We start from the raw sequence: 19,681 nt of genomic DNA on the forward strand, positions 1-19,681 counted from the left end.
AGCTCCTTACCAGCGACGTTCGGAATCGTTGCCCAGCACGGGGCGCAACTGCGCCGCGATGGCCTCGCGTGCCCTGAAGATGCGCGACCGTACCGTACCGATAGGGCATCCCATGCTCTGGGCAATGTCTTCGTAGCTCATTCCTTCTATCTCGCGTAACACAATGGCTGTGCGCAATTCTTCCGGCAACGCATTTATGGCAGCGTTGACCGTTTCGACAATCTCGCGGCTCGCCACCATCGATTCCGGCGTGCTATTGTCGGTTAGGTTGTCAATTTGGCTAAAAGTTTCACCATCGTCGGATTCGATGGTGTTCAACGCAACCGGACGACGCGCGCTGGCCGATTGCCAGTTGCGCGCGGTATTGATGGCGATGCGGTAAAGCCAAGTGTAAAAGGCGCTGTCGCCCCGAAACTGCGGTAGTGCGCGGTAAGCCTTGATAAAGGCCTCCTGCGCCACGTCTTCGATTTCGGCAGGGTCACGAATAAAGCGCGCCAGCAGGCGCATGATCTTGCGCTGGTATTTGAGGACGAGCAGATCGAACGCACGCTTGTCGCCCCGCTGCACACGGGATACAAGATCGGCGTCGATGTCGCGTTCGCTCATTCGGTTTCCTTGGTCAGGGTACGCCCGGGCATGGCAGCCTGCCTGAGCACCTGGCAACGCAGCGCACGCCAGTCGTCGGGCGGCATGCTTGCGCGCCACACGCATATATCACGCCGGATACCTGTTGTAGCGTGACACAGCCGCAAGGTCAGCCACGCCGGGCCGAACCAGGCGTGTTCGGCATGAGCCAGGAAGGCCTGCTCCGCCGGGCCGGGGGAGCATTCCCACAGCCCTGACGCATGCACGGACAATATACCTGTAAATGGTAAGGGCTTGCGCCCGAGTAGGCGCAAGGCGGCCACCCGGCGTAAGTACCGGGCCGGCCAGGTGCGGGAGCCTGGCCCGGACAGCCTAGAGCCTCCGGACGAGCATGGACCCGTTGGTGCCGCCAAAGCCGAAGGAGTTGGACAGCGCCAGATCGATCTTCATGTCGCGCGCTTCATTGGCGCAGTAATCCAGGTCGCACTCGGGATCCTGGTTGAAGATGTTGATGGTGGGCGGCGATACCTGATGGTAGACCGCAAGCGTAGTGAATACGGCCTCAATACCGCCCGCCGCGCCCAACAGGTGCCCCGTCATGGACTTGGTGGAATTAACCACCAGCTTGTACGCATGATCGCCGAACGCGAGCTTGAGCGCGTCGGATTCGTTCTTGTCGCCCAGCGGCGTGGAGGTGCCATGGGCGTTGACGTACTGGACCTCGTCGGGGTTGACACCCCCATTGCGCAGGGCATTGAGCATGCCTCGGCACGGGCCTTCTTTGTCGGGCGAGGTGATGTGATGGGCGTCGGCGCTCATGCCATAGCCGGCGAACTCGCCGTAAATGCGCGCACCGCGCTTGCGGGCGTGTTCGTACTCTTCGAGCACGAGGGCGCCAGCGCCTTCGCCCAGCACGAACCCGTCGCGGTCGCGGTCCCAGGGGCGCGAAGCGGTGGCCGGATCATCGTTGCGGGTGGATAGCGCCCGCATAGCGGCAAAACCGCCGATGCCCAGCGGAGAAACGGTGGATTCCGCCCCCCCGGCAATCATGACATCGGCATCTCCGTACTCGATCAGGCGCGCGGCGTCGCCGATGGAGTGCAGACCCGTAGTGCAGGCCGAAACCACCGCATAATTGGGGCCCTTGAGGCCCAGCAGGATGGAAAGCTGGCCCGAAATGAGGTTGATCAGCGAGGCGGGGACGAAGAACGGCGAGATGCGGCGCGGGCCGCGTGCAAGGTATTCGGTTTGTGTTTCTTCGATGCGCTGCAGGCCACCAATGCCCGAACCCAGAATGATACCTGCGCGCTCCAGTTGCGCGTCAGTAAGCGCGAGCCCGGAATCACGCCAGGCCTGCAGGCCCGCGGCGAGACCGTAATGGATGAAGGTATCCATCGTCTTGGCATCTTTGGCGGAAATATACTGCGTGACGTCGAAACCCTTGACCTCACCCGCTATCCGTGCATTCATCGCGGAAGCATCAAAGCGCGTAATGCCGGAAATGCCCGAACGCCCGTTGACGATATTGTCCCATGCGCTGTCCAGGTCGTTGCCCACGGGCGACACAATACCCAGACCAGTAATGACGACACGTCGTTTCACGGATGACTCCTGAATGAAAAAGGCGGTTTGCAGTGAACAGGCGCACCGCCCTGCCCTGCCTGACCAGGCCCGGACCGGGTGGCGGGACTATCCCCTAGAAACCGCCTTGGCGCGACGCCGCTGCTGACCATGGCGCCGACCGGAAAGTTGATATTACTGCTTGCTGTGCGAATTGATGTAATCAACCGCCTGCTGAACCGTCGTGATTTTCTCGGCCTCTTCGTCCGGAATTTCGGTTTCGAATTCGTCTTCGAGTGCCATCACGAGCTCGACCATATCGAGCGAATCGGCACCGAGGTCGTCAAGAAAGGAAGATTCGTTCTTGATCTCGGCTTCGTTGACGCCAAGTTGTTCAGCGACGATCTTCTTGACGCGCTGTTCGATGCTTTCCATGCAGATCTCCAAGTAGGGAAAATTCCCGCGAATTATAGCCAAACGAATGAGTCTATTGTGCTGGCCATGCTAAAAAAACGGCATTGCGGCCTGGCCGGCCTGCCTGCGGCAGGCGCTCGGCCAGGGTGCAATACCTCTGGACCGGACAGATTTTACCCTACGGCAGGGCATCTGCCCGGTGAATTACATATACATGCCGCCGTTCACGTGCAAAGTAGTGCCGGTAATATAGCCGGCTTGCGGGCTGGCAAGGAAGGCCACCGCCGCCGCCACATCGCGCGCATCGCCCAAGCGGCCCATCGGTATCTGGGCCAGGATGGCGTTGGCCTGCGCCTCGCTGAGCGCCCGTGTCATGTCGGTGTCGATGAAGCCTGGCGCAACACAGTTGACGGTAATGCCACGGCTGCCCACTTCGCGCGCCAGCGCGCGGGACATGCCCGCCACGCCGGCCTTGGCCGCCGCATAGTTAGCCTGCCCCGGATTGCCGATCGAACCGATGACCGAGGTAATGTTGATGATACGACCCGCGCGGGCTTTCATCATCGGCTTGATGACAGCGCGCGCCAACCGGAAAACGGCCGACAGATTGGTGTCGATGACCGACTGCCAGTCGTCGTCTTTCAGGCGCATGGCGAGGTTGTCGCGTGTGATGCCGGCATTGTTCACCAGTACATGCGGGCCGCCCTGGGCCGACAGCTCGGCCACCAGGGCCTCGCAAGCCTGGGCATCGGTGACATTGAGCACGACGCCGCGCCCGCCCGAGGCAGAGAGCATGTCGGTGATCGACTGGGCGCCCGCCTCGCTGGTGGCGGTACCGATGACAGTTGCCCCCTGGGCCGCGAGCGTTTGTGCGATCGCCTTGCCGATGCCGCGCGTGGCGCCGGTGACCAGTGCGACTTTGCCTTCAAGTTGTTTATCTTGCATAGGGATAATCTCCGTGTAGCATGCGGCGCCGCGGCCTCAGGCCTGGGTGGCGTCCAGCGCGGCCTGCAGCGAGGCCGGATCGGTGATGGCGAGACCGACGAGATCCTTGTCGATGCGCTTGACCAGGCCGGCAAGCACTTTGCCCGGGCCGCACTCGACGACATGAGTAACGCCCTGCGCCTTCATGGCCGCAATGGTTTCGACCCACCGCACGGGATGCCAAGCCTGGCGCACCAGGGCATCTTTGATTACGGCAGGCTCGGACGGGCTGGCCACGTCGACGTTATTGATAAGGGGAATGGTGGGCACCGAGAGCGTGATGCCAGCCAGCGCCTGTTCAAGCACCTTGGCGGCGGGTTCGAGAAGGCTGGCGTGGAATGGCGCCGATACCGGCAGCACCAGCGCACGCTTGGCACCACGCGCCTTGGCCAGTTCACACGCGCGTTCGACGGCGCCCTTGTGGCCGGCAATGACCACCTGCGCCGGAGCGTTGAAGTTGACCGCCTCGACCACTTCGCCTTGTGCCGCTTGAGCGCAAACGTCACGGACGTCATCGTCGGACATGCCGAGTACTGCCGCCATACCGCCCGTGCCAACGGGCACGGCTGCCTGCATGGCGTCTGCACGCACGCGTACGATGCGCACGGCGTCTTCCAGCGTCAATGCGCCGGCAGCGACCAGGGCCGAGTATTCACCCAAGCTGTGCCCCGCCACCACATCAGGGGTGCGGCCACCCGCTTCGATCCAGGCCCGATAGCACGCCACCGCCGCAGCCAACATGACCGGCTGGGTATTAGTGGTGAGATTCAGGTCTTCGGCGGGGCCCTGCGCGATCAGTGCGGCGAGATCCTGACCCAGTGCGCTGGACGCTTTGGCCAGCGTGCCAGCCACAGCGGCGTTGCCGGCCCAGGCGTCGAGCATGCCTACCGATTGCGAACCCTGCCCGGGGAATACGAATGCGATTTTCATGGATGCGAAAACTGGCAAGAAAAAGTTGAAGGGTAGCGGAAGCCTACATGCGGGCCAGCACCGAACCCCAGGTAAAGCCGCCGCCCACGCCCTGCATGAGGACTAGGTCGCCAGCCTTGATGCGGCCGTCGCGGCGAGCTTCGTCGAGCGCCAGCGGCACACTGGCCGCCGACGTATTGGCATGCTTGTCGACCGTGATGACAACGCGCTCTTCGGCCAGACCAAGGCGGCGGCCCAGGAAATTAATGATGCGCACATTGGCCTGGTGCGGCACAAACCAGTTGATCTGATCGAGAGGTACGCCGGCCTGGGTGCAGACTTGCTGCGCCGAGGTAGCCAAGGATGTGACCGCAAGCTTGAAGACGGCCTGGCCGTCCATGCGCAGGAAGGGATCGCCCACCACTTCGCCGTGGGCGACATTGCCCGCCGCGCAGAGGATTTTTGCCTGAGAGCCGTCGGCATTTAGCTGGGCGGCAAGAATGCCGGGCTCGTCGCTGGCGCGCAGCACCACTGCCCCTGCTCCATCGCCGAAAAGCACGCAGGTTTTGCGGTCGTTCCAGTCGAGAATGCTGGAGAACACCTCGGCGCCAATGACCAGCGCAGTGCGCGCGCGGCCAGCCTGGATGAAGGCATCTGCTGTGGCGAGAGCGTAGACAAAACCGCTGCAGACTGCCTGCACGTCGAATGCCGCGCCACCCGGCGCGCCCAACTTGCTCTGCACCAGGCAGGCCGTGCTGGGGAAGACGAAATCGGGGGTAGAGGTAGCGACAATGATAAGGTCGACCTCGGTGGCGTCGATGCCGGCGTCTTTCAGCGCCGCACGGGCGGCGAATTCGGCCAGTTGGCTGGTGGTGACACCCTTGTCGGCGATGTGGCGCTGGTGTATGCCAGTACGCTCGACAATCCAGGCATCAGACGTTTCGATCTGGCGGGTGGCGAGTTCCGCCGCCAGTTCGTCATTGCTGACAACACGCGGGGGCAGATAGCCGCCCGACCCAATTATCTTGGCATAAGGCATGATGGTATCCGTAGACTTGGCTAAGACGCAGGATCTGTAGATGCGTTGGTGAGATCAACCACCTGGGCCGCTTCCCGCAGGCTTTGGCGCAGGTTGTCGATGGCGCGTGTGGTGCCTTCGAGCAGGCCGTTGCGTACGGCGCCGTGGGCGCGTTGCAATGCCCAGCCAAAGGCGTAGGCGTCGGCCGAGCCATGGCTTTTGATGACGATGCCGCGCAGGCCCAGCAGGGCCGCGCCATTGTAGCGCCGGTTGTCGACGCGGTCGCGCAGGCGATTGAGCACGGGCTTGGCCAGGGCGCCCGTAGCCATGGACCACGCATCGCGGGTAAATTCGGCGCGCAGCATAGTGGCAACCATTTTGGCGACGCCTTCAATGGACTTGAGCACCACATTACCGACGAAGCCGTCGCAAACCACGACATCGACGGTACCCTTGCAGATGTCGTCGCCCTCGACGTTGCCGTAAAAATTGAGCCCGCTGGTGCGCAGCAGCTCGGCCGCCTGCTTGACGACCTCGTTGCCCTTGATGACTTCTTCGCCGATATTGAGCAGACCGACTGTGGGCTGCGGAAGACGATCGACGATGGAGGCCAGGGCCGACCCCATGATGGCGAACTGCAACAGGTGTTCGGCCGTGCAATCGACATTGGCGCCCAGATCGAGCATGGTGGTTGCGCCGCCCTTCATGTTGGGAATGGAGGTGGCGATGGCCGGACGATCGATGCCGTCGAGGGTTTTGAGCACGTAGCGTGTGATCGCCATCCATGCGCCCGTATTGCCCGCCGATACACATGCATCGGCGCGGCCGTCCTTCACGGCCTGGGCCGCGACGCGCATGGAGGAGTCTTTTTTGCGTCGCAGCGCGATCTCGACCGAATCATCCATGAGGATGATCTCGGACGCAGGCAGGATTTCGTACCAGTCGCGCTCAACGCCACCAGCCGCCTTGATGGCGGCCTCGATGGCTTCGGGCGGGCCAGCAAGCAGAAACCGCGTATCGGTGTGCTGGCGGGCAAACTCGCAGGCGGCCGGTATGGTGACCGGCAAACCCGTATCACCGCCCATGCAATCGATGGCTATGCGAATTTCAGTTGCGGGCATCGGGTATGCGCAGGCTGTGGTTCTATGCTGCGAATGCGCAGAATCGCGTTATTCGTCGTTTTTTGTTTTGAGGACTTTGCGGCCGCGATAGATGCCGTTGGGGCTGATGTGGTGACGCAGGTGCAGCTCGCCCGAAGTAGGTTCGATTGCGGTAGCGGGCGTTGTAAGAAAATCGTGCGAACGGTGCATACCGCGCTTGGACGGGCTTTTCTTGTTTTGCTGAACGGCCATGATGACTCCTGTTAGCGGACGGCGTATTGTACGCGACAGCCCGCAAGTTGAATGCTGCGTTAAATCAATCTTTCTTGAACTTGCCCAACACCGCGAAAGGCGATGGCCGGGCAGGCTGGCCGCCTTCGGTATCCGTGAGAGGTTCCGGAAGCGACGGACATACATCGTGCTTGGGCACGTACGGCAAGGCGAGAATGAGCTCGTCTTCGACCAGTTCGAGAAGATCCTGGCGGGAAGCCCCCACGATGCGCTCGGCGAAGCTGTCGGTGCCGTCATCGTGGGCCTCGCGGGCCTGGAGTTCGGACTCGGACTTCATGAGCTCAAGCGTGTTCTCGGCGTGCAGCGTACAGGCAAAGGGCTGCATGCAGCGCTGGCAGACGACACAAGGCGCCGCCTGCGCCGCGACATGCAGCCACAGCCTGCCCTGCGCATCGGCGCTGCCCCGCACCGACCACGATACCTGCGCATCGATGGCCTGCTCGGGCAAGCCTTGCAAAAGGCGTGCAAAACCCGCCAGCGGCGCCTCGCCCTGAACCTCGCGACCAAGCCGCGCAAGCTCGACGCTGTCGGCGTACCGTGTGGCGCTGCCACCCTTGCCGCCGCCGTTTACCGTGTTTTTGCCTGCCATGGGTTGCCCCACCTTGCCGTGCTTTCAAGCACAAGGAAAACGTAAGATAATAGCGCGATCTGCCATTTGCAGTCAATGTGTCAGTGTCTTTCAGGGATTTATGCGTATTATCCTGGCCTCAAGCTCACCGTACCGCCGCGAATTGCTCCAGCGGCTTCAGCTACCTTTTACCACGGTATCACCCGGGGTAGACGAAACCCCACTGCCCGGCGAAGCCCCCAGCGCGCTGGCGCTGCGGCTGGCACGCGCCAAAGCGCTGGCAGTGGCGGCAGCACATCCGGGGCACTTGGTTATCGGTTCGGACCAGGTCGCCACCCACAACGGCGAACCCGTGGGCAAGCCCGGCAATTTTGAGCGCGCGGCGGCCCAACTTGCCATGCTGGCGGGGCAGAAGGTGGAGTTCCACAGCGCGCTGTGCGTTACGGACGGCACGCAACTGGTCATCGACGACGTTGTAACTGTATGCCGTTTTCGCGCACTAAGCGAAAACGAGATCACACACTATCTGCGGCGTGAACAACCCTACGATACAGCGGGCAGCGCCAAAGCCGAGAGCCTGGGCATCGCGCTGATGGACAGTATTGAGTCCAGCGACCCCACCGCCATCATTGGCCTGCCTTTGATCGCCCTGTGCCAGATGCTGCGCGGCTTCGGCATCAACCCACTCGCGCCCGCCATATGACATCACGGAGGCTTTACCCTTGAAACCCATAGGCACCCTGCACCTGATCCCCGTCGGCCTGGGCAATGCGCCGACCGAATCATGGCTGCCCGCCGCCGCTTGCGAAGCCGCCGGCAGACTGGACACTTACATCGCCGAAAACGCCAAGACAGCCAGGGCATTCCTGAAGCTGATCGGCACGACCCGCCCATTACAGGAGATCACCATCCATACACTGGATGAGAAAACCAGCGCGGGGCAGATGCGCACGTGGCTCGAGCCCTTGCGCGCGGGCGGCGAGATCGGCCTGGTGTCCGAAGCGGGTTGCCCTGCCGTGGCAGACCCCGGCGCGCGTGTGGTGGCGGTGGCGCACGATATGGGACTGCGTGTGGTGCCCTGGGTGGGGCCCTCATCAATCCTGCTTAGCCTGATGGCCAGTGGGCTTGACGGCCAGCGTTTCGCGTTTCATGGCTATGCCCCCATCGAACCCGGCGAACGCGCGCGGCAGATCAAAGCATGGGAGCAAGCATCGCGCAAGCTGTCACAAACACAGATACTGATCGAAACCCCCTATCGCAACGACGCCATGCTCGCCACCCTCAAGCAAAGCCTGCAAGGAGACACGCGCTTGTGCGTGGCACGCGCGCTCACCACACCCGAAGAATGGGTTCAAACCCACCCGGTTTCGCGCTGGAAGTCGATGGCCGCGCCTGAACTTGCGCGCAAACCCGCCATTTTCCTGTTCCAGGCCGCGCGATGATGGCACGCCTGGCCCGCGCGCTGGCGATCGCCGCGCTGCCCGCCCTGCTGGCCGCCTGCGCGGCCTACGACCCATCCAAACTCGATATCGATCGCAGCTTTACCGCCAAGAGCCAGAACAGCCGGGTAGAGTTCCTGGTCTTGCATTACACCTCGTCAGGCAACGAGGCCTCGCTCAAGACGCTTACCGAACATAACGTGAGCGCGCACTACCTGGTCACCGACGAACCGCGCCCGCGTGTGTACCAGTTGGTCGATGAAAGCCGGCGCGCCTGGCACGCGGGCGTCAGCAGTTGGTATGGCCGCAGCGACATCAATACCAGCTCCATAGGCATCGAGATCGTCAACGCAGGGCGCGGGTACACCGATGTCCACAATAGCCAGCCGCACTGGCAGCAGTATCCAGACGTGCAAATCAAGGTTGTTACCGCACTGATACGCGACATTGCGCGCCGCCACCAGATCAAACCCGTCAACATCGTGGGCCATAGCGACATTGCACCGCAGCGCAAGATCGACCCAGGGCCGATGTTCCCCTGGCGCGAACTGGCCAGGCAGGGCCTGGGCCGCTGGTATGACGAGGATACGGCCCGCGCGCATGCCGCGCGATTCCAGCAAGAGGGCTTGCCCGACATCGCCTGGACGCAGGCGACGCTGGCGCGGCTGGGCTACGAGGTTCCGCGCAGCGGCATGCTCGATAAAGCTACCCGGAATGTAATTGCCGCCTTTCAGATGCATTACCGCCCTGCCCTGTACGATGGCCAGCCCGATGCGGAAACCCTGGGCATCATGAGCGCGATGCGATAGCCGCCCACAGAAAACACCCTCACTTCCAGCCGCAAGACAGGCGCGGCTGGATACCAATATTCGCTTTTGCAGTACAGACGATCGCTGCAGCGCATGCCACTGCCGGCATGACTACGGCACAGCCCGCTACATCAACGTTGCGGGCGCTGCCAGGCCAGCACGCGCAGGCCGAGCAGGAGAGCCAGCACGGCCCCGTAGGCGTAGGGCTCGCCAAAATCGTTCTTGCCCGCGCGCACCAGCCAGAAGTGCCACACCGATAGCACTGCAATCACGTAGACGCTGCGGTGCAGCGACTGCCAGCGGCGGCCGAGGCGCTGCATGGAGGCATGATTGGACGTAATCGCCAGCGCCAGCATGGGCACAAACGCCAGCATGCCCACCCAAATAAAAGTTCGCGTGATGATATCGTGCCACATCCCCGCCAGCGACCAGCCTTGCTCCCAAAGTGCCCAGCCCAGAAGATGCAAGGTGGTATAGAAGAATGCAAATAGGCCCAGCATGCGTCGCACCCCCACTAGCGCGGGCTGACCGATGAGCCGCCTCAGCGGTGTGACGGCCAGCGTGACGCACAGAGCCACCAATGCCCAGATCCCGGAGGAGCGGATAAGGAATTCTGGCGGATTGGCCCCCAGGCCGCCGGCATACCCCAGCCATAGCCAGCGCGCGAGAGGATACATGCAAAACAGGAACACAAACGGCTTGAAGCGGGCAATATCCCGGGATGCCCAGCGTGCCCGTGGCAGTGGTGACGCAGCCATCAGTAATTTCGCCGTAAGTCCATGCCTTGATAAAGCGAAGCCACCTGCTCGCCATACCCATTGAACATTAGCGTTTCAACGCGCGGCGCGAAAAACCCATCGCCGATACGTCGTTCGGTAGCCTGGCTCCAGCGCGGATGCGGAACCTCCGGATTGACGTTCGCATAGAAGCCATACTCGTTGGATGCCGCCTTCATCCAGCTCGTCTGGGGCATTTTTTCGAGCAGGCGGATCCGTACAATGGATTTCCCCGACTTGAACCCGTACTTCCAGGGCACCGCCACACGCAGTGGTGCGCCATTCTGGTTGGGCAGCACCTTGCCGTACAGGCCAAAAACAAGCATGGTGAGCGGATGCATGGCCTCATCCATGCGCAAACCCTCGACATAGGGCCAGTCGAGGATACCGGCACGCACGCCGGGCATGTTGTCCCGCTGCAACGCAGTGGTGAACTCGACAAACTTGGCGTTGCCGGTGGGCTCGACGTGCTTGAGCAGCGTCGAGAGCGAGTAGCCGACCCAGGGGATCACCATGGACCACGCCTCGACACATCGCAACCGGTAAAGCCGGTCTTCCATGGGCGCCAGCTTGAGCAGGTCGTCGATATCGAAGGTGCGTGGCCGGGCCACTTCGCCTTCGATGGAGACCGTCCAAGGGCGTGTCTGCATCTCGCCCGCGTTTTCCATAGGGTCGGTCTTGCCGGTGCCAAACTCATAGAAATTGTTGTAGGACGTGATGTCTTTCTCGGATGTCGGCTTGGCATCGACGCGGAAAGCCTTGTTGGACGTCGGCGCACCGGCAAGAGGGGCAGCGCGCCCGCCCGGATCGACGGCGGCCAACGCAGGGGCCAGCCCACCCGCACCCAGCGCCACAGCTCCCAGGCCCGTCAGCCGCAGCCAGCGGCGGCGCGCCAGCCAGATTTCTTCTGAGGTGATTTCGGACGGCCGAATGTAAGGCGGCTTGATGGCGGACATGCGGATCTCCAGGTTTCAATTGTTGATTATTGATATATGACGTCTGGAGATGCTGATTTGTTCCATACCCCGTGCAATACGTGCACAGACATCCAGGCGGAACCGCGGGCACGACGCGCGCTATACCCGCTCCATCAGCCAGCCGCGCATTTCGGCCACGCTGGAGACCATGACGGTGGGATTGGCCTGCGTCAATGTTTGCGGATCGTGCGCGCCGTATGTAACGGCCATGCTGTCCACACCCGCGGCAGCCGCCATATTGATATCGTGTGTTGTATCGCCCACCATCAGCACCTGCCCCGGCTCCAGCGCCAAGGCCTCCATGATTTCAAGCAGCATGGCAGGGTGCGGCTTGCTCATGGACTCATCGGCGCAACGCGTAATGTGAAACTGCGCCTGCATGCCCTTGGCATTGAGCACACGGTCGAGACCCACTCGGCTCTTGCCCGTGGCCACACCGAGCGACACCTGACGCCCGCGCAGATCGGTAAACAGATCCGTGACGCCGTCGAACAGCTTGATATCGGGATCACGGCTGAGAAAATGGTGACGGTAGCGGGCCAGGAATTCGGGCAGTTGTTCGGCGGTGAGCGTGGGGACACACCGATACAGTGCGCTTTCGAGCGACAGGCCGATGACCCAGGCCGCCTCACGAGCGGACGGTATGGGCAGGCCTACGTCGGTGCATGCCAACTGGATGGCCTGTACGATGGTGTGGGTTGAATCCATGACGGTGCCGTCCCAGTCGAAAATGACGGCGTTATAGCGTTTCATGTTGCGAGTTGGCTCCGGGTCGCGCGCCGGGCAGGCCCGGCGTCGGATGATTGAAGATCGGGATGCTGCTCAAGATAGCGCAGGATCGCCTCACACTCTGGCGGTAGCGGCGCCTCGAGCGCCAGCGGTTCGCCCGATAGCGGATGGGCGATATCGAGCCGGCCGGCATGCAAAAACATACGACGCAGGCCCAGGCGAAAAAACAGCGCACGGACGTCGTCCCGCCCGTATTTTTCGTCACCTACAATCGGAAAACCCGATGACGCCAGGTGCACACGGATCTGATGCGTACGGCCAGTGCGCAATTCCGCCCCCACCAGTGTGTAGTGGCCATAGCGCTGCCGCAGCGTGACAATGGTGTGGGCATGCTTGCCCTGCGCATCTACCCGCACCCTGCGCTCACCCGCCGGTGTCAGGTATTTGAGCAGCGGCTGCCGCAGGTGCTGCCGCTCGTTCACCCAGTCGCCCACTACCAATGCCTGATACTGCTTGCGCCCTTCCCCTTCACGCATCATGTCGTGCAGGCGCAACAACGCCTTGCGCTGCTTGGCAAGCATGAGCAGGCCCGACGTTTCGCGGTCCAGCCTATGGGCCAGCTCGAGAAAGCGCGCCTCGGGGCGTGCCGCACGCAATTGCTCTATGACGCCGAACGAAACGCCACTACCGCCGTGCACGGCGACGCCAGCCGGCTTGTCGATCACCAGCATGGCATCGTCTTCGAACACCACCCGAAAGTCGCCGGCGGGTACGTAACGCGGCGCCTCGGCCTGCGGCAACCGCAGCGGTGGCACGCGCACGATGTCGCCGTCCGCCAGCCGGTACTCGGCCTGGACGCGCCCCTTGTTTACCCGCACTTCGCCATTTCGTATGGCTTTATACAGGTGGCTCTTGGGCACCCCTTTGCATTCGCGCAACAAAAAGTTGTCGATACGCTGGCCGGCCTGCTCGGGGCTGATTTCGATCAGCCGCACACGTGGCCCGGGGTTGATTTGAACAACAATTTTGCGCATAGGGAAAAGGGGAATATAATCGTGTCAGCCTATAGAAGCTGAAACACGACTAACGTAGAGATGCAAATGGTGCGTCTCCGTCGGTCGAACAGGCCGTATTGTAATGCCTTGGTTTCAGCTTCTGGGTCATAAGGTCGCCGGGCCAGCAAAATCTGCCGGACAGTTACAGGGCGAACAGCCCGCTGTCGGCATGCAGCCAACAGCCCGCGTGCGACGCTGAATCTTTTGCCGATGTCTAAGTTTTATGCACCAGGCGCGTCATACCCGCGTCTGCCGTTCCAGCAATTTTCGTCAACACTCATCGTGACCCTGACCTTCCTGCTGACCGAACCGCGTACCTACCTTCCGTACGCCGTGCCCTTCCGACACAGGTGGGGCGCGGACTGACGCCGTCAGCACGCCCCCCAATGCAGATTTAGCGCCACACACCGAGTGACCCGCGGTCGTGCGCCGTATTACGGTGCGCCATGACTACGGAGAATCACCTCATGAAACGGATGTTGTTCAACGCGACGCACCAAGAAGAACTACGCGTCGCCATTGTCGATGGTCAGAAACTGATCGACCTTGACATCGAAACCGCCGGGCGTGAACAGCGCAAAGGCAATATCTACAAAGGCGTCATCACCCGCATCGAACCGGGCCTCGAAGCCTGCTTCGTCAACTATGGCGAAGAGCGCCACGGCTTTCTGCCCTTCAAAGAAGTCGCACGGAGCTATTTCAAGGAAGGCGTAGATGTACGCAGCGCGCGTATCCAGGATGCGCTCACTGAAGGCCAGGAACTCATCATCCAGGTCGAAAAAGAAGAACGCGGCAACAAAGGCGCCGCCCTCACCACCTTTATTTCGCTGGCCGGCCGCTACCTGGTGCTGATGCCCAACAACCCCCGGGGTGGCGGCGTATCACGCCGCGTCGAGGGCGAAGACCGCCAAGAGCTGCGCGAAACGATGGATCAGCTCGATCTGCCGCAGGGTATGAGCATCATCGCCCGCACCGCCGGCATCGGCCGTTCGGTCGAAGAGTTGCAGTGGGACCTTTCCTATCTGCTGCAATTGTGGAGCGCCATTGACATCGCGGCCAACGAAAACAAGGCCCCGATCCTTATCTACCTGGAATCGAGCCTGGTCATTCGCGCCATCCGCGACTACTATTCGCCCGAAATCGGCGAGATCCTGATCGATACCGACGACATTTTCGAACAAGCCACCGCCTTCATGAGCGTGGTAATGCCGGACAATGTCCAGCGCGTCAAGATGTACCGCGACGACATCCCGCTGTTCTCGCGCTTTCAGATCGAACACCAGATCGAAACCGCCTACTCGCGCACCGTGCAGTTGCCCTCGGGTGGTTCAGTGGTAATCGACCACACTGAGGCCCTGGTTGCCATCGACGTCAACTCCGCCCGCTCCACGCGTGGCGCCGACATCGAAGAAACCGCCATGCGCACCAACCTGGAAGCGGCCGATGAAGTGGCCCGCCAGTTGCGCCTGCGCGACCTGGGCGGCCTGATCGTGATCGATTTCATCGATATGGAGGACAACAAAAACCAGCGCGCCGTCGAACAGCGCCTGCGTGATGCCCTGCATTTCGACCGCGCCCGTGTGCAGATGGGCAAGATCTCGCGCTTCGGCCTGATGGAGCTGTCACGCCAGCGCCTGCGCCCGGCCCTGAATGAAGGTTCGCACATCACCTGCCCGCGCTGCAACGGCACCGGCGTGATTCGCGACGCGGAATCCAGCGCCCTTCAGGTGTTGCGCCTGCTGCAGGAAGAAGCCATGAAAGAAGGCACCGCCGCCCTGCACGCGCAAGTGCCGGTCGATGTGGCCACCTTCCTGCTCAACGAAAAGCGCCACGACATCGCCAAGATCGAGTCGCGCCTGAAGGTCAACCTCATCCTCATCCCCAACAAAAACCTCGAGACGCCGCACCACCACATCGAGCGCTTGCGTCACGACGATCCGCGCCTGGAAGACAACAAGACCAGCATCGAGCTGGTCACCCAGCCCGAAGCGCCTACCACCTGGGCCCCCAGCCGCGCCCAAGAAGCAAGTACGCGTCCCGAGGCGCTGGTCAAGAGCATCGCTCATTCGCAGCCGGCACCCCGCCATGTCGAGTCCGCTCCCGCCGCGCCGGTTGCGGCGTCGAAAGCGTCCGGCGGTCTGTTCAAGCGGCTGTTCGGCTGGCTGGCTGGCTCGTCAGCAGCGCCTGCCACCGAGCAGCAGCCGGCCGCTGCCGACACCAAACCCGCTTCCGCCAACCGCCAGCGCGCTGCGCGCGGCAACGAGCGGCGGGAACGCTCGATGGGCGGTGAACGCTCCCGCCAGCGCCGCAACGAGCGCCGCCCCGACGCCGAAGTCAAGGCTGCCGAACATGTCGCGGCCAAGCCGCGCCGGCAGGCCGTGCCCGAGGCTGCACGCCCCCAGGAAGAGCTGCAGCGCCCGGCCGCGGTCGCAGCGCCTCAGGCAGGCGAGGCCGCTAGCGCAACTGCAACAAACGGCCGTGGCCGCAACCGCCGCGGGCGCGGCCGCAACCGCCGCGAAGATGGGGTGAGCGATGCCGCTGACACCGATACCATGATCGCCACAACGGCCGCAGGTGCAGCCGCAGGCACGGTCGTTGCCGCCGAGGCTATGGAAACCGCGATCCCGACGCCGCCCGTCAGCCAAGAGGAGGTTCGCTCCCAGGCCCTCACTGAGCAGCCCGAGGATGACACCTTCGCCACCACTGAGGCGCGCGATGGAGAAGACGGCGAGCAGGTCGATCCCGAGCGCAAGCGCCGCCGCCGTCGCAGCCGCCGCGGCCGCCGCAGTGGCGATGCCACCGACGCAGCAGTAGCGGGCGATACGCCGGCCGAAGGCAGCGACGAAGCCGTGGCCCAGGCAGACGCCATCCAGGCCGAATCCGCCGAAGACGGTAAAGCTACACAAGCAAGCTCGACCGAGGCAGCGCCGGCAGTCGAAACGGGCAGGGGCGCCGAGCCCGTCGCTGTTGCCTTCCCGGCTGAAGCCCAGGCAACAACCGAAACGCCACGCGCCGCCCCTGCTGCAGCGCAGACCGACGAAGTCGTCGCCAGCGAAGCCTCCACGGCTGAAAAGCAGGCAGCCATCAGCAAGCCCGCCTGGCAGCCGGCTGTTGCAAGCGCTGCGGAAAGCGTTGCAACCGCATCGGCAAACGCCGACGCACGTGAGGCAGACACCCCAGCAAGCACCGAAGCATCATATACAGCAGCCGCCCCGGCTAGCACCGGGGCAAGCGACGACGCTGGCGGCGTGGCAGCAGCCCGCACGTCAGTCGTCCAGCAGGCCGCTGAACCCGCCGAGGTCGAGGAAGTTGCCGGATCTGTTGACGAATCGGCCGTTGCTGTCGAACCCGCCGCACTCGCCCGTATTGCCGAAGCCGAAGCCGCCGAGCCCGCACCCGCACCAGCGATAAACGGCAATGCCGCGCCCGTTGTGGCCGAGTCCGAGGTTGAAGAGGCGGAAACCACCGCCGCCGACGACCATCCCGGCCACACCGCCGTCACCGGCGCAGGCTTCGACAAGGTACTCTCCGACGCAGGTATGCAGCTGATCGAAACCCGCTTCGCGCCCGCTCCGGCGGCGCCCGAGCCTGCGGTACGCTTGGGTCGCGCCCGCAAGCCGGTCGCCGCCGTGGCTGACCAGCCCCTGCAACAGGTGGAAACGCACTGAGGTCAGGGCCCGCCTAAACAAGGGGTTTTCAACACCCAATCAATCTACAAAGCGGGCCACTCGTCAAAAACGAAAAGCGGCGCTCCTTTCGGGGGGCGCCGCTTTTCGCTTTATTCATCGTAGTTGCCGGACACACATTCGTCCTTTATCAAGCTCTTCGTATGACACATGTATTTCCGCGTTCTGTGACCCGATAAGCCGCCGAAACTAGCCGATATAAAAATAAAATAAATTATACAAAATAAGGCGCCTGCCCGAACAGTGGATTTCACCTGCACTGCGCTGAAATTTCCCGTATCGTTATAAATTATTATTTTGAACATCGAAGCGCCTGGTATTACAGAAGAAGAGTTGTCAGAGGATTCAGAAGAAGCTTGCACATTGGGCAATGTTGATGAAACGCAAATAATAGATATTGAGCAACAGCGCATGGCTGAATTTCGCGAACAGCTAAAATAACTTATCCACTGTTCTACATTCCATGACCCAAGCTGACGAGCATCGGGCAAAGCAATGCGGATGTCCTTCTTTTTGCCTGGCGCCAAGCTTGTGTGTCTGGCAGCATTGATCTCCTTCATAAGCTCGATTTCGACGCCACAATTTTCGGCAGCTCGCGCAGTCAGATACGCTCCGTAACCAGCCCCTTGAGCCGTCCAGTTTGCCGGGTGCCAGCCCAAAACCGCACCTGTGTGCCGGCAGAGCGTGGGCAACTGTTTTACCAACTGATCATCGAAAATGAAAATCAGATTTATATTCAAAACATGCTCATGGTAGGGCTCCGCACCACATCCCATCCCGTCGACTTAAAACGCTTGATCACATCTGGACGTCCAAAAAATTTCCATCCTCGGAACATGTACGAGTTTTTACACGAATGCGTTTTTTGAGGTGCGTAAGTTCACAAATTGCTTAACTAATGAGGCCTAAATTCTTAGATACTAAAGAATACAAAATGATATAGCTGAACGTGTACGCCCCCCTATGAAAACCCTATCATGCATGGCTGGACAGACGCTGCTGATCTTGACCGAAATAGGGCCAAATCGACAAATATCAATCTATCAGATTAGGATATTGAGGAGCAGAAGCATAAATGAGGGAGATAGCGGCGCCACTCGTATTTGACACCCAAAGCATTGCAAAGCCAGAGCGTTTTGAATTTTGGAACAATTTTATTGCTCGCCGTGTTCTGCGCGTGGCGATGGAGTCACGCCTGCATGAAGATTACAAGGGACATATTGAAGCCCATGACTTGGGGAACGCCACAATAATCTTCCTGCGCGGCGACAGTTGCTCATCGGCCCGCGGGCGGCGCGAGATCAATGCGACGCGTGGCGATATGCCAGATTGGCTGCTTCTCAGAACAAATGTCGCTTGCCGCATAACACATAATGGCCACGATGAGATACTACAGGCAGGAGATCTGATACTTATCGACGCCAGGCGTCCTTATATCCGCGAAGACTCCATACTCGATGTCACGATACTGGCTTTATCCAATGCCACTGTCAAAGACTGGCTTTGCAACCTCGAAACACATGCAGGAAAGCGTTTTTCAGCGGATCACGGCTGGCCCCGCTTGATTTCTGCAATCATGGCTGCCCTGGACCCCGAACTGATATCCACTATCGGTGAGAATCCGGTGAGCCGACAGGAGTTATCCAACCATTTGATCTCACTTGTGATACATATGGTTTCACGTAAATCTTTGGAAGTAGCCATAACCTCATCTGAATATGGACGTTCGGAATGCGCGCGCAAGCATTTATATGATTTGATGCTGCTTTGGATGCGCGATCACCATATAGATCCGGAAGTGAATGCCAAGAAAATGGCTGGGGTTTTTGGTATTTCGATTCGATATATACACAAATTATTCGCCAGCTACTCTGAGAACAGCAGTTTCCTCAAGCGCCTGCAGAATATGAGATTGGAGCGTGTGATCGAACGCTTCAACAACCAAAACGATACTCACCTTACTATATCTGAAATTTCGTGGTGCTCTGGTTTTGCGGATTTTGGATCTTTCTCGAGATTGTTCAAGAAGCGCTATGGCATGCCGCCAAGCGCATATCGCAACCTTTGCAAGGCGAAGTTTCCAGAGATAGGCCGCATGAGAAACGGGCAATAGCAGCACGTGCTCGTTTCAATAATTACCTGAATACACCAGCACCCTGACGCCTCATATCCCTTGAATATTCAGGCTATTAATCTCCTTAATACATAAGAATATTTGACACCCATATCTTTTGGTTCAAGCATCCACGCGTCAAAACAAAATTCATTTGTTGTTATCAATCAACCACCGAACAGCAATATCAGATGCGACGGCCATATGCCAATGACGGGATCGCCGGAATCACAACAAGATGTTGTGGAGGTATTCCAGTTGCCATGATCGGCACGCGTATCAAGGACATGCTGAGACGCGATAAGCCAATAGGCCGCGGGGAATTCGAAGGATTCGCCTGCGGCAATTACCCAACAATCGGCATGGCCAATGCCGCTTCACTCAGCTAGTGTCACCGCATGGAAACAACTCTTACGACGTCGACCGATCTGGCTCTCTGGGTGATCTTCCCCGAGTTTCTGAGCGATGACTGGATTGCCTCGCAAAAACCCACAATACTTAGTATCGTCCGGCGCGTTTACGATAACGCATGCCGGAAGGGAGGAGATGAGGTGATTGTTTCGAGGGATGGGCGCGCTTTCATCCTCCTGGGGATACAAACGGATCTAATCCAACCCATCGAAGATGCATTGATCCGGCGCGGTATGACAGTATTTCAGTGCAAGACG

General features: G+C 60.7%; 20 protein-coding genes. 5 read left to right on the forward strand and 15 right to left on the reverse strand.

The annotated features are described in order from the left end of the window. Positions 1-6: 6 nt before the first annotated feature. The 10 genes from rpoE to LOL23_RS09730 all read right to left on the reverse strand — a co-directional run bounded on the left by rpoE (position 7) and on the right by LOL23_RS09730 (position 7,450). Positions 7-606, reverse strand: coding sequence for an RNA polymerase sigma factor RpoE (gene rpoE, locus LOL23_RS09685; RefSeq protein WP_160979724.1), 600 nt, complete (start codon positions 604-606; stop codon positions 7-9). Beyond that, on the reverse strand, positions 603-851 hold the full coding sequence (locus LOL23_RS09690; RefSeq protein WP_160979722.1) for a hypothetical protein: 249 nt from the start codon (positions 849-851) through the stop codon (positions 603-605). The genes rpoE and LOL23_RS09690 overlap by 4 nt, the downstream gene beginning before the upstream one ends. Positions 852-957: 106 nt before the next feature. Next, the gene (gene fabF, locus LOL23_RS09695) at positions 958-2,187 is read right to left on the reverse strand and encodes a beta-ketoacyl-ACP synthase II (RefSeq protein ID WP_160979720.1); all 1,230 of its coding nucleotides are present in this window, start codon (positions 2,185-2,187) and stop codon (positions 958-960) included. 153 nt (positions 2,188-2,340) lie between these two features. Next, positions 2,341-2,580 carry an acyl carrier protein gene (gene acpP, locus LOL23_RS09700; protein ID WP_003800961.1) on the reverse strand — a complete coding sequence of 80 codons (240 nt, stop codon included), beginning with the start codon at positions 2,578-2,580 and terminating at the stop codon, positions 2,341-2,343. Positions 2,581-2,763: 183 nt separating this feature from the next. Further along, entirely contained in the window at positions 2,764-3,504 is a 741-nt protein-coding gene (gene fabG / locus LOL23_RS09705; protein ID WP_160979718.1) for a 3-oxoacyl-ACP reductase FabG, read from the reverse strand. Between the two features lie 36 nt (positions 3,505-3,540). After that, the gene (gene fabD, locus LOL23_RS09710) at positions 3,541-4,473 is read right to left on the reverse strand and encodes an ACP S-malonyltransferase (RefSeq protein WP_160979716.1); all 933 of its coding nucleotides are present in this window, start codon (positions 4,471-4,473) and stop codon (positions 3,541-3,543) included. Positions 4,474-4,516: 43 nt separating this feature from the next. After that, on the reverse strand, positions 4,517-5,491 hold the full coding sequence (locus tag LOL23_RS09715; RefSeq protein WP_160979714.1) for a beta-ketoacyl-ACP synthase III: 975 nt from the start codon (positions 5,489-5,491) through the stop codon (positions 4,517-4,519). Between the two features lie 20 nt (positions 5,492-5,511). Next, positions 5,512-6,591: a phosphate acyltransferase PlsX gene (plsX, locus tag LOL23_RS09720; protein WP_160979712.1), complete on the reverse strand. Its 1,080-nt coding sequence runs from the start codon at positions 6,589-6,591 to the stop codon at positions 5,512-5,514. Between the two features lie 48 nt (positions 6,592-6,639). Further along, positions 6,640-6,822, reverse strand: a complete 183-nt coding sequence (gene rpmF, locus LOL23_RS09725) for a 50S ribosomal protein L32 (RefSeq protein WP_160979710.1) — start codon at positions 6,820-6,822, stop codon at positions 6,640-6,642. 64 nt (positions 6,823-6,886) lie between these two features. Then, positions 6,887-7,450: a YceD family protein gene (locus LOL23_RS09730; protein ID WP_160979708.1), complete on the reverse strand. Its 564-nt coding sequence runs from the start codon at positions 7,448-7,450 to the stop codon at positions 6,887-6,889. A 100-nt stretch (positions 7,451-7,550) separates the two neighbouring features. On the opposite strand from LOL23_RS09730, the gene LOL23_RS09735 reads away from it, so the two are divergent. From LOL23_RS09735 to LOL23_RS09745, 3 genes are read left to right on the forward strand one after another with little or no spacing between them, the layout of a single operon-like run. After that, on the forward strand, positions 7,551-8,132 hold the full coding sequence (locus LOL23_RS09735) for a Maf family nucleotide pyrophosphatase (RefSeq protein WP_160979706.1): 582 nt from the start codon (positions 7,551-7,553) through the stop codon (positions 8,130-8,132). Positions 8,133-8,151: 19 nt separating this feature from the next. Continuing rightward, the gene (locus tag LOL23_RS09740) at positions 8,152-8,871 is read left to right on the forward strand and encodes an SAM-dependent methyltransferase (protein ID WP_160979704.1); all 720 of its coding nucleotides are present in this window, start codon (positions 8,152-8,154) and stop codon (positions 8,869-8,871) included. Beyond that, positions 8,871-9,677, forward strand: a complete 807-nt coding sequence (locus LOL23_RS09745) for an N-acetylmuramoyl-L-alanine amidase (RefSeq protein ID WP_160980013.1) — start codon at positions 8,871-8,873, stop codon at positions 9,675-9,677. The genes LOL23_RS09740 and LOL23_RS09745 overlap by 1 nt, the downstream gene beginning before the upstream one ends. 131 nt (positions 9,678-9,808) lie before the next feature. On the opposite strand, the gene msrQ is transcribed toward LOL23_RS09745, so the two are convergent. The 4 genes from msrQ to LOL23_RS09765 all read right to left on the reverse strand — a co-directional run bounded on the left by msrQ (position 9,809) and on the right by LOL23_RS09765 (position 13,193). Then, a complete protein-coding gene (gene msrQ / locus LOL23_RS09750; RefSeq protein WP_160979702.1) occupies positions 9,809-10,435 on the reverse strand; it encodes a protein-methionine-sulfoxide reductase heme-binding subunit MsrQ in 627 nt (208 codons plus the stop codon). After that, positions 10,435-11,409, reverse strand: a complete 975-nt coding sequence (gene msrP, locus LOL23_RS09755) for a protein-methionine-sulfoxide reductase catalytic subunit MsrP (protein ID WP_160979700.1) — start codon at positions 11,407-11,409, stop codon at positions 10,435-10,437. The genes msrQ and msrP overlap by 1 nt, the downstream gene beginning before the upstream one ends. A 120-nt stretch (positions 11,410-11,529) precedes the next feature. Continuing rightward, entirely contained in the window at positions 11,530-12,183 is a 654-nt protein-coding gene (locus LOL23_RS09760) for an HAD-IA family hydrolase (protein WP_160979698.1), read from the reverse strand. Continuing rightward, entirely contained in the window at positions 12,180-13,193 is a 1,014-nt protein-coding gene (locus tag LOL23_RS09765; RefSeq protein ID WP_160979696.1) for an RluA family pseudouridine synthase, read from the reverse strand. The genes LOL23_RS09760 and LOL23_RS09765 overlap by 4 nt, the downstream gene beginning before the upstream one ends. A 488-nt stretch (positions 13,194-13,681) precedes the next feature. On the opposite strand from LOL23_RS09765, the gene LOL23_RS09770 reads away from it, so the two are divergent. Next, positions 13,682-16,882, forward strand: a complete 3,201-nt coding sequence (locus LOL23_RS09770; protein ID WP_160979694.1) for a ribonuclease E/G — start codon at positions 13,682-13,684, stop codon at positions 16,880-16,882. Positions 16,883-16,992: 110 nt separating this feature from the next. Here the strand turns inward: LOL23_RS09770 and LOL23_RS09775 are convergent, their stop codons facing one another. Continuing rightward, positions 16,993-17,640, reverse strand: a complete 648-nt coding sequence (locus tag LOL23_RS09775; RefSeq protein ID WP_160979692.1) for a hypothetical protein — start codon at positions 17,638-17,640, stop codon at positions 16,993-16,995. Between the two features lie 335 nt (positions 17,641-17,975). On the opposite strand from LOL23_RS09775, the gene LOL23_RS09780 reads away from it, so the two are divergent. After that, positions 17,976-19,013, forward strand: a complete 1,038-nt coding sequence (locus LOL23_RS09780) for a helix-turn-helix domain-containing protein (RefSeq protein WP_160979690.1) — start codon at positions 17,976-17,978, stop codon at positions 19,011-19,013. The last annotated feature ends 668 nt before the right edge of the window (positions 19,014-19,681 follow it).

The organism is Paracandidimonas lactea (assembly GCF_021653995.1).
Lineage (GTDB): Bacteria > Pseudomonadota > Gammaproteobacteria > Burkholderiales > Burkholderiaceae_B > Allopusillimonas > Allopusillimonas lactea.

Coding starts and splice junctions, on each gene's coding strand:
- LOL23_RS09765 (WP_160979696.1), bottom strand. CDS start 13,193: ATGCGCAAAATTGTTGTTCAAATCAACCCCGGGCCACGTGTGCGGCTG.
- LOL23_RS09760 (WP_160979698.1), bottom strand. CDS start 12,183: ATGAAACGCTATAACGCCGTCATTTTCGACTGGGACGGCACCGTCATG.
- plsX (WP_160979712.1), bottom strand. CDS start 6,591: ATGCCCGCAACTGAAATTCGCATAGCCATCGATTGCATGGGCGGTGAT.
- msrP (WP_160979700.1), bottom strand. CDS start 11,409: ATGTCCGCCATCAAGCCGCCTTACATTCGGCCGTCCGAAATCACCTCA.
- LOL23_RS09745 (WP_160980013.1), top strand. CDS start 8,871: ATGGCACGCCTGGCCCGCGCGCTGGCGATCGCCGCGCTGCCCGCCCTG.
- fabG (WP_160979718.1), bottom strand. CDS start 3,504: ATGCAAGATAAACAACTTGAAGGCAAAGTCGCACTGGTCACCGGCGCC.
- LOL23_RS09780 (WP_160979690.1), top strand. CDS start 17,976: ATGAGGGAGATAGCGGCGCCACTCGTATTTGACACCCAAAGCATTGCA.
- msrQ (WP_160979702.1), bottom strand. CDS start 10,435: ATGGCTGCGTCACCACTGCCACGGGCACGCTGGGCATCCCGGGATATT.
- rpoE (WP_160979724.1), bottom strand. CDS start 606: ATGAGCGAACGCGACATCGACGCCGATCTTGTATCCCGTGTGCAGCGG.
- LOL23_RS09735 (WP_160979706.1), top strand. CDS start 7,551: ATGCGTATTATCCTGGCCTCAAGCTCACCGTACCGCCGCGAATTGCTC.
- acpP (WP_003800961.1), bottom strand. CDS start 2,580: ATGGAAAGCATCGAACAGCGCGTCAAGAAGATCGTCGCTGAACAACTT.
- rpmF (WP_160979710.1), bottom strand. CDS start 6,822: ATGGCCGTTCAGCAAAACAAGAAAAGCCCGTCCAAGCGCGGTATGCAC.
- fabD (WP_160979716.1), bottom strand. CDS start 4,473: ATGAAAATCGCATTCGTATTCCCCGGGCAGGGTTCGCAATCGGTAGGC.
- LOL23_RS09715 (WP_160979714.1), bottom strand. CDS start 5,491: ATGCCTTATGCCAAGATAATTGGGTCGGGCGGCTATCTGCCCCCGCGT.
- LOL23_RS09770 (WP_160979694.1), top strand. CDS start 13,682: ATGAAACGGATGTTGTTCAACGCGACGCACCAAGAAGAACTACGCGTC.
- LOL23_RS09730 (WP_160979708.1), bottom strand. CDS start 7,450: ATGGCAGGCAAAAACACGGTAAACGGCGGCGGCAAGGGTGGCAGCGCC.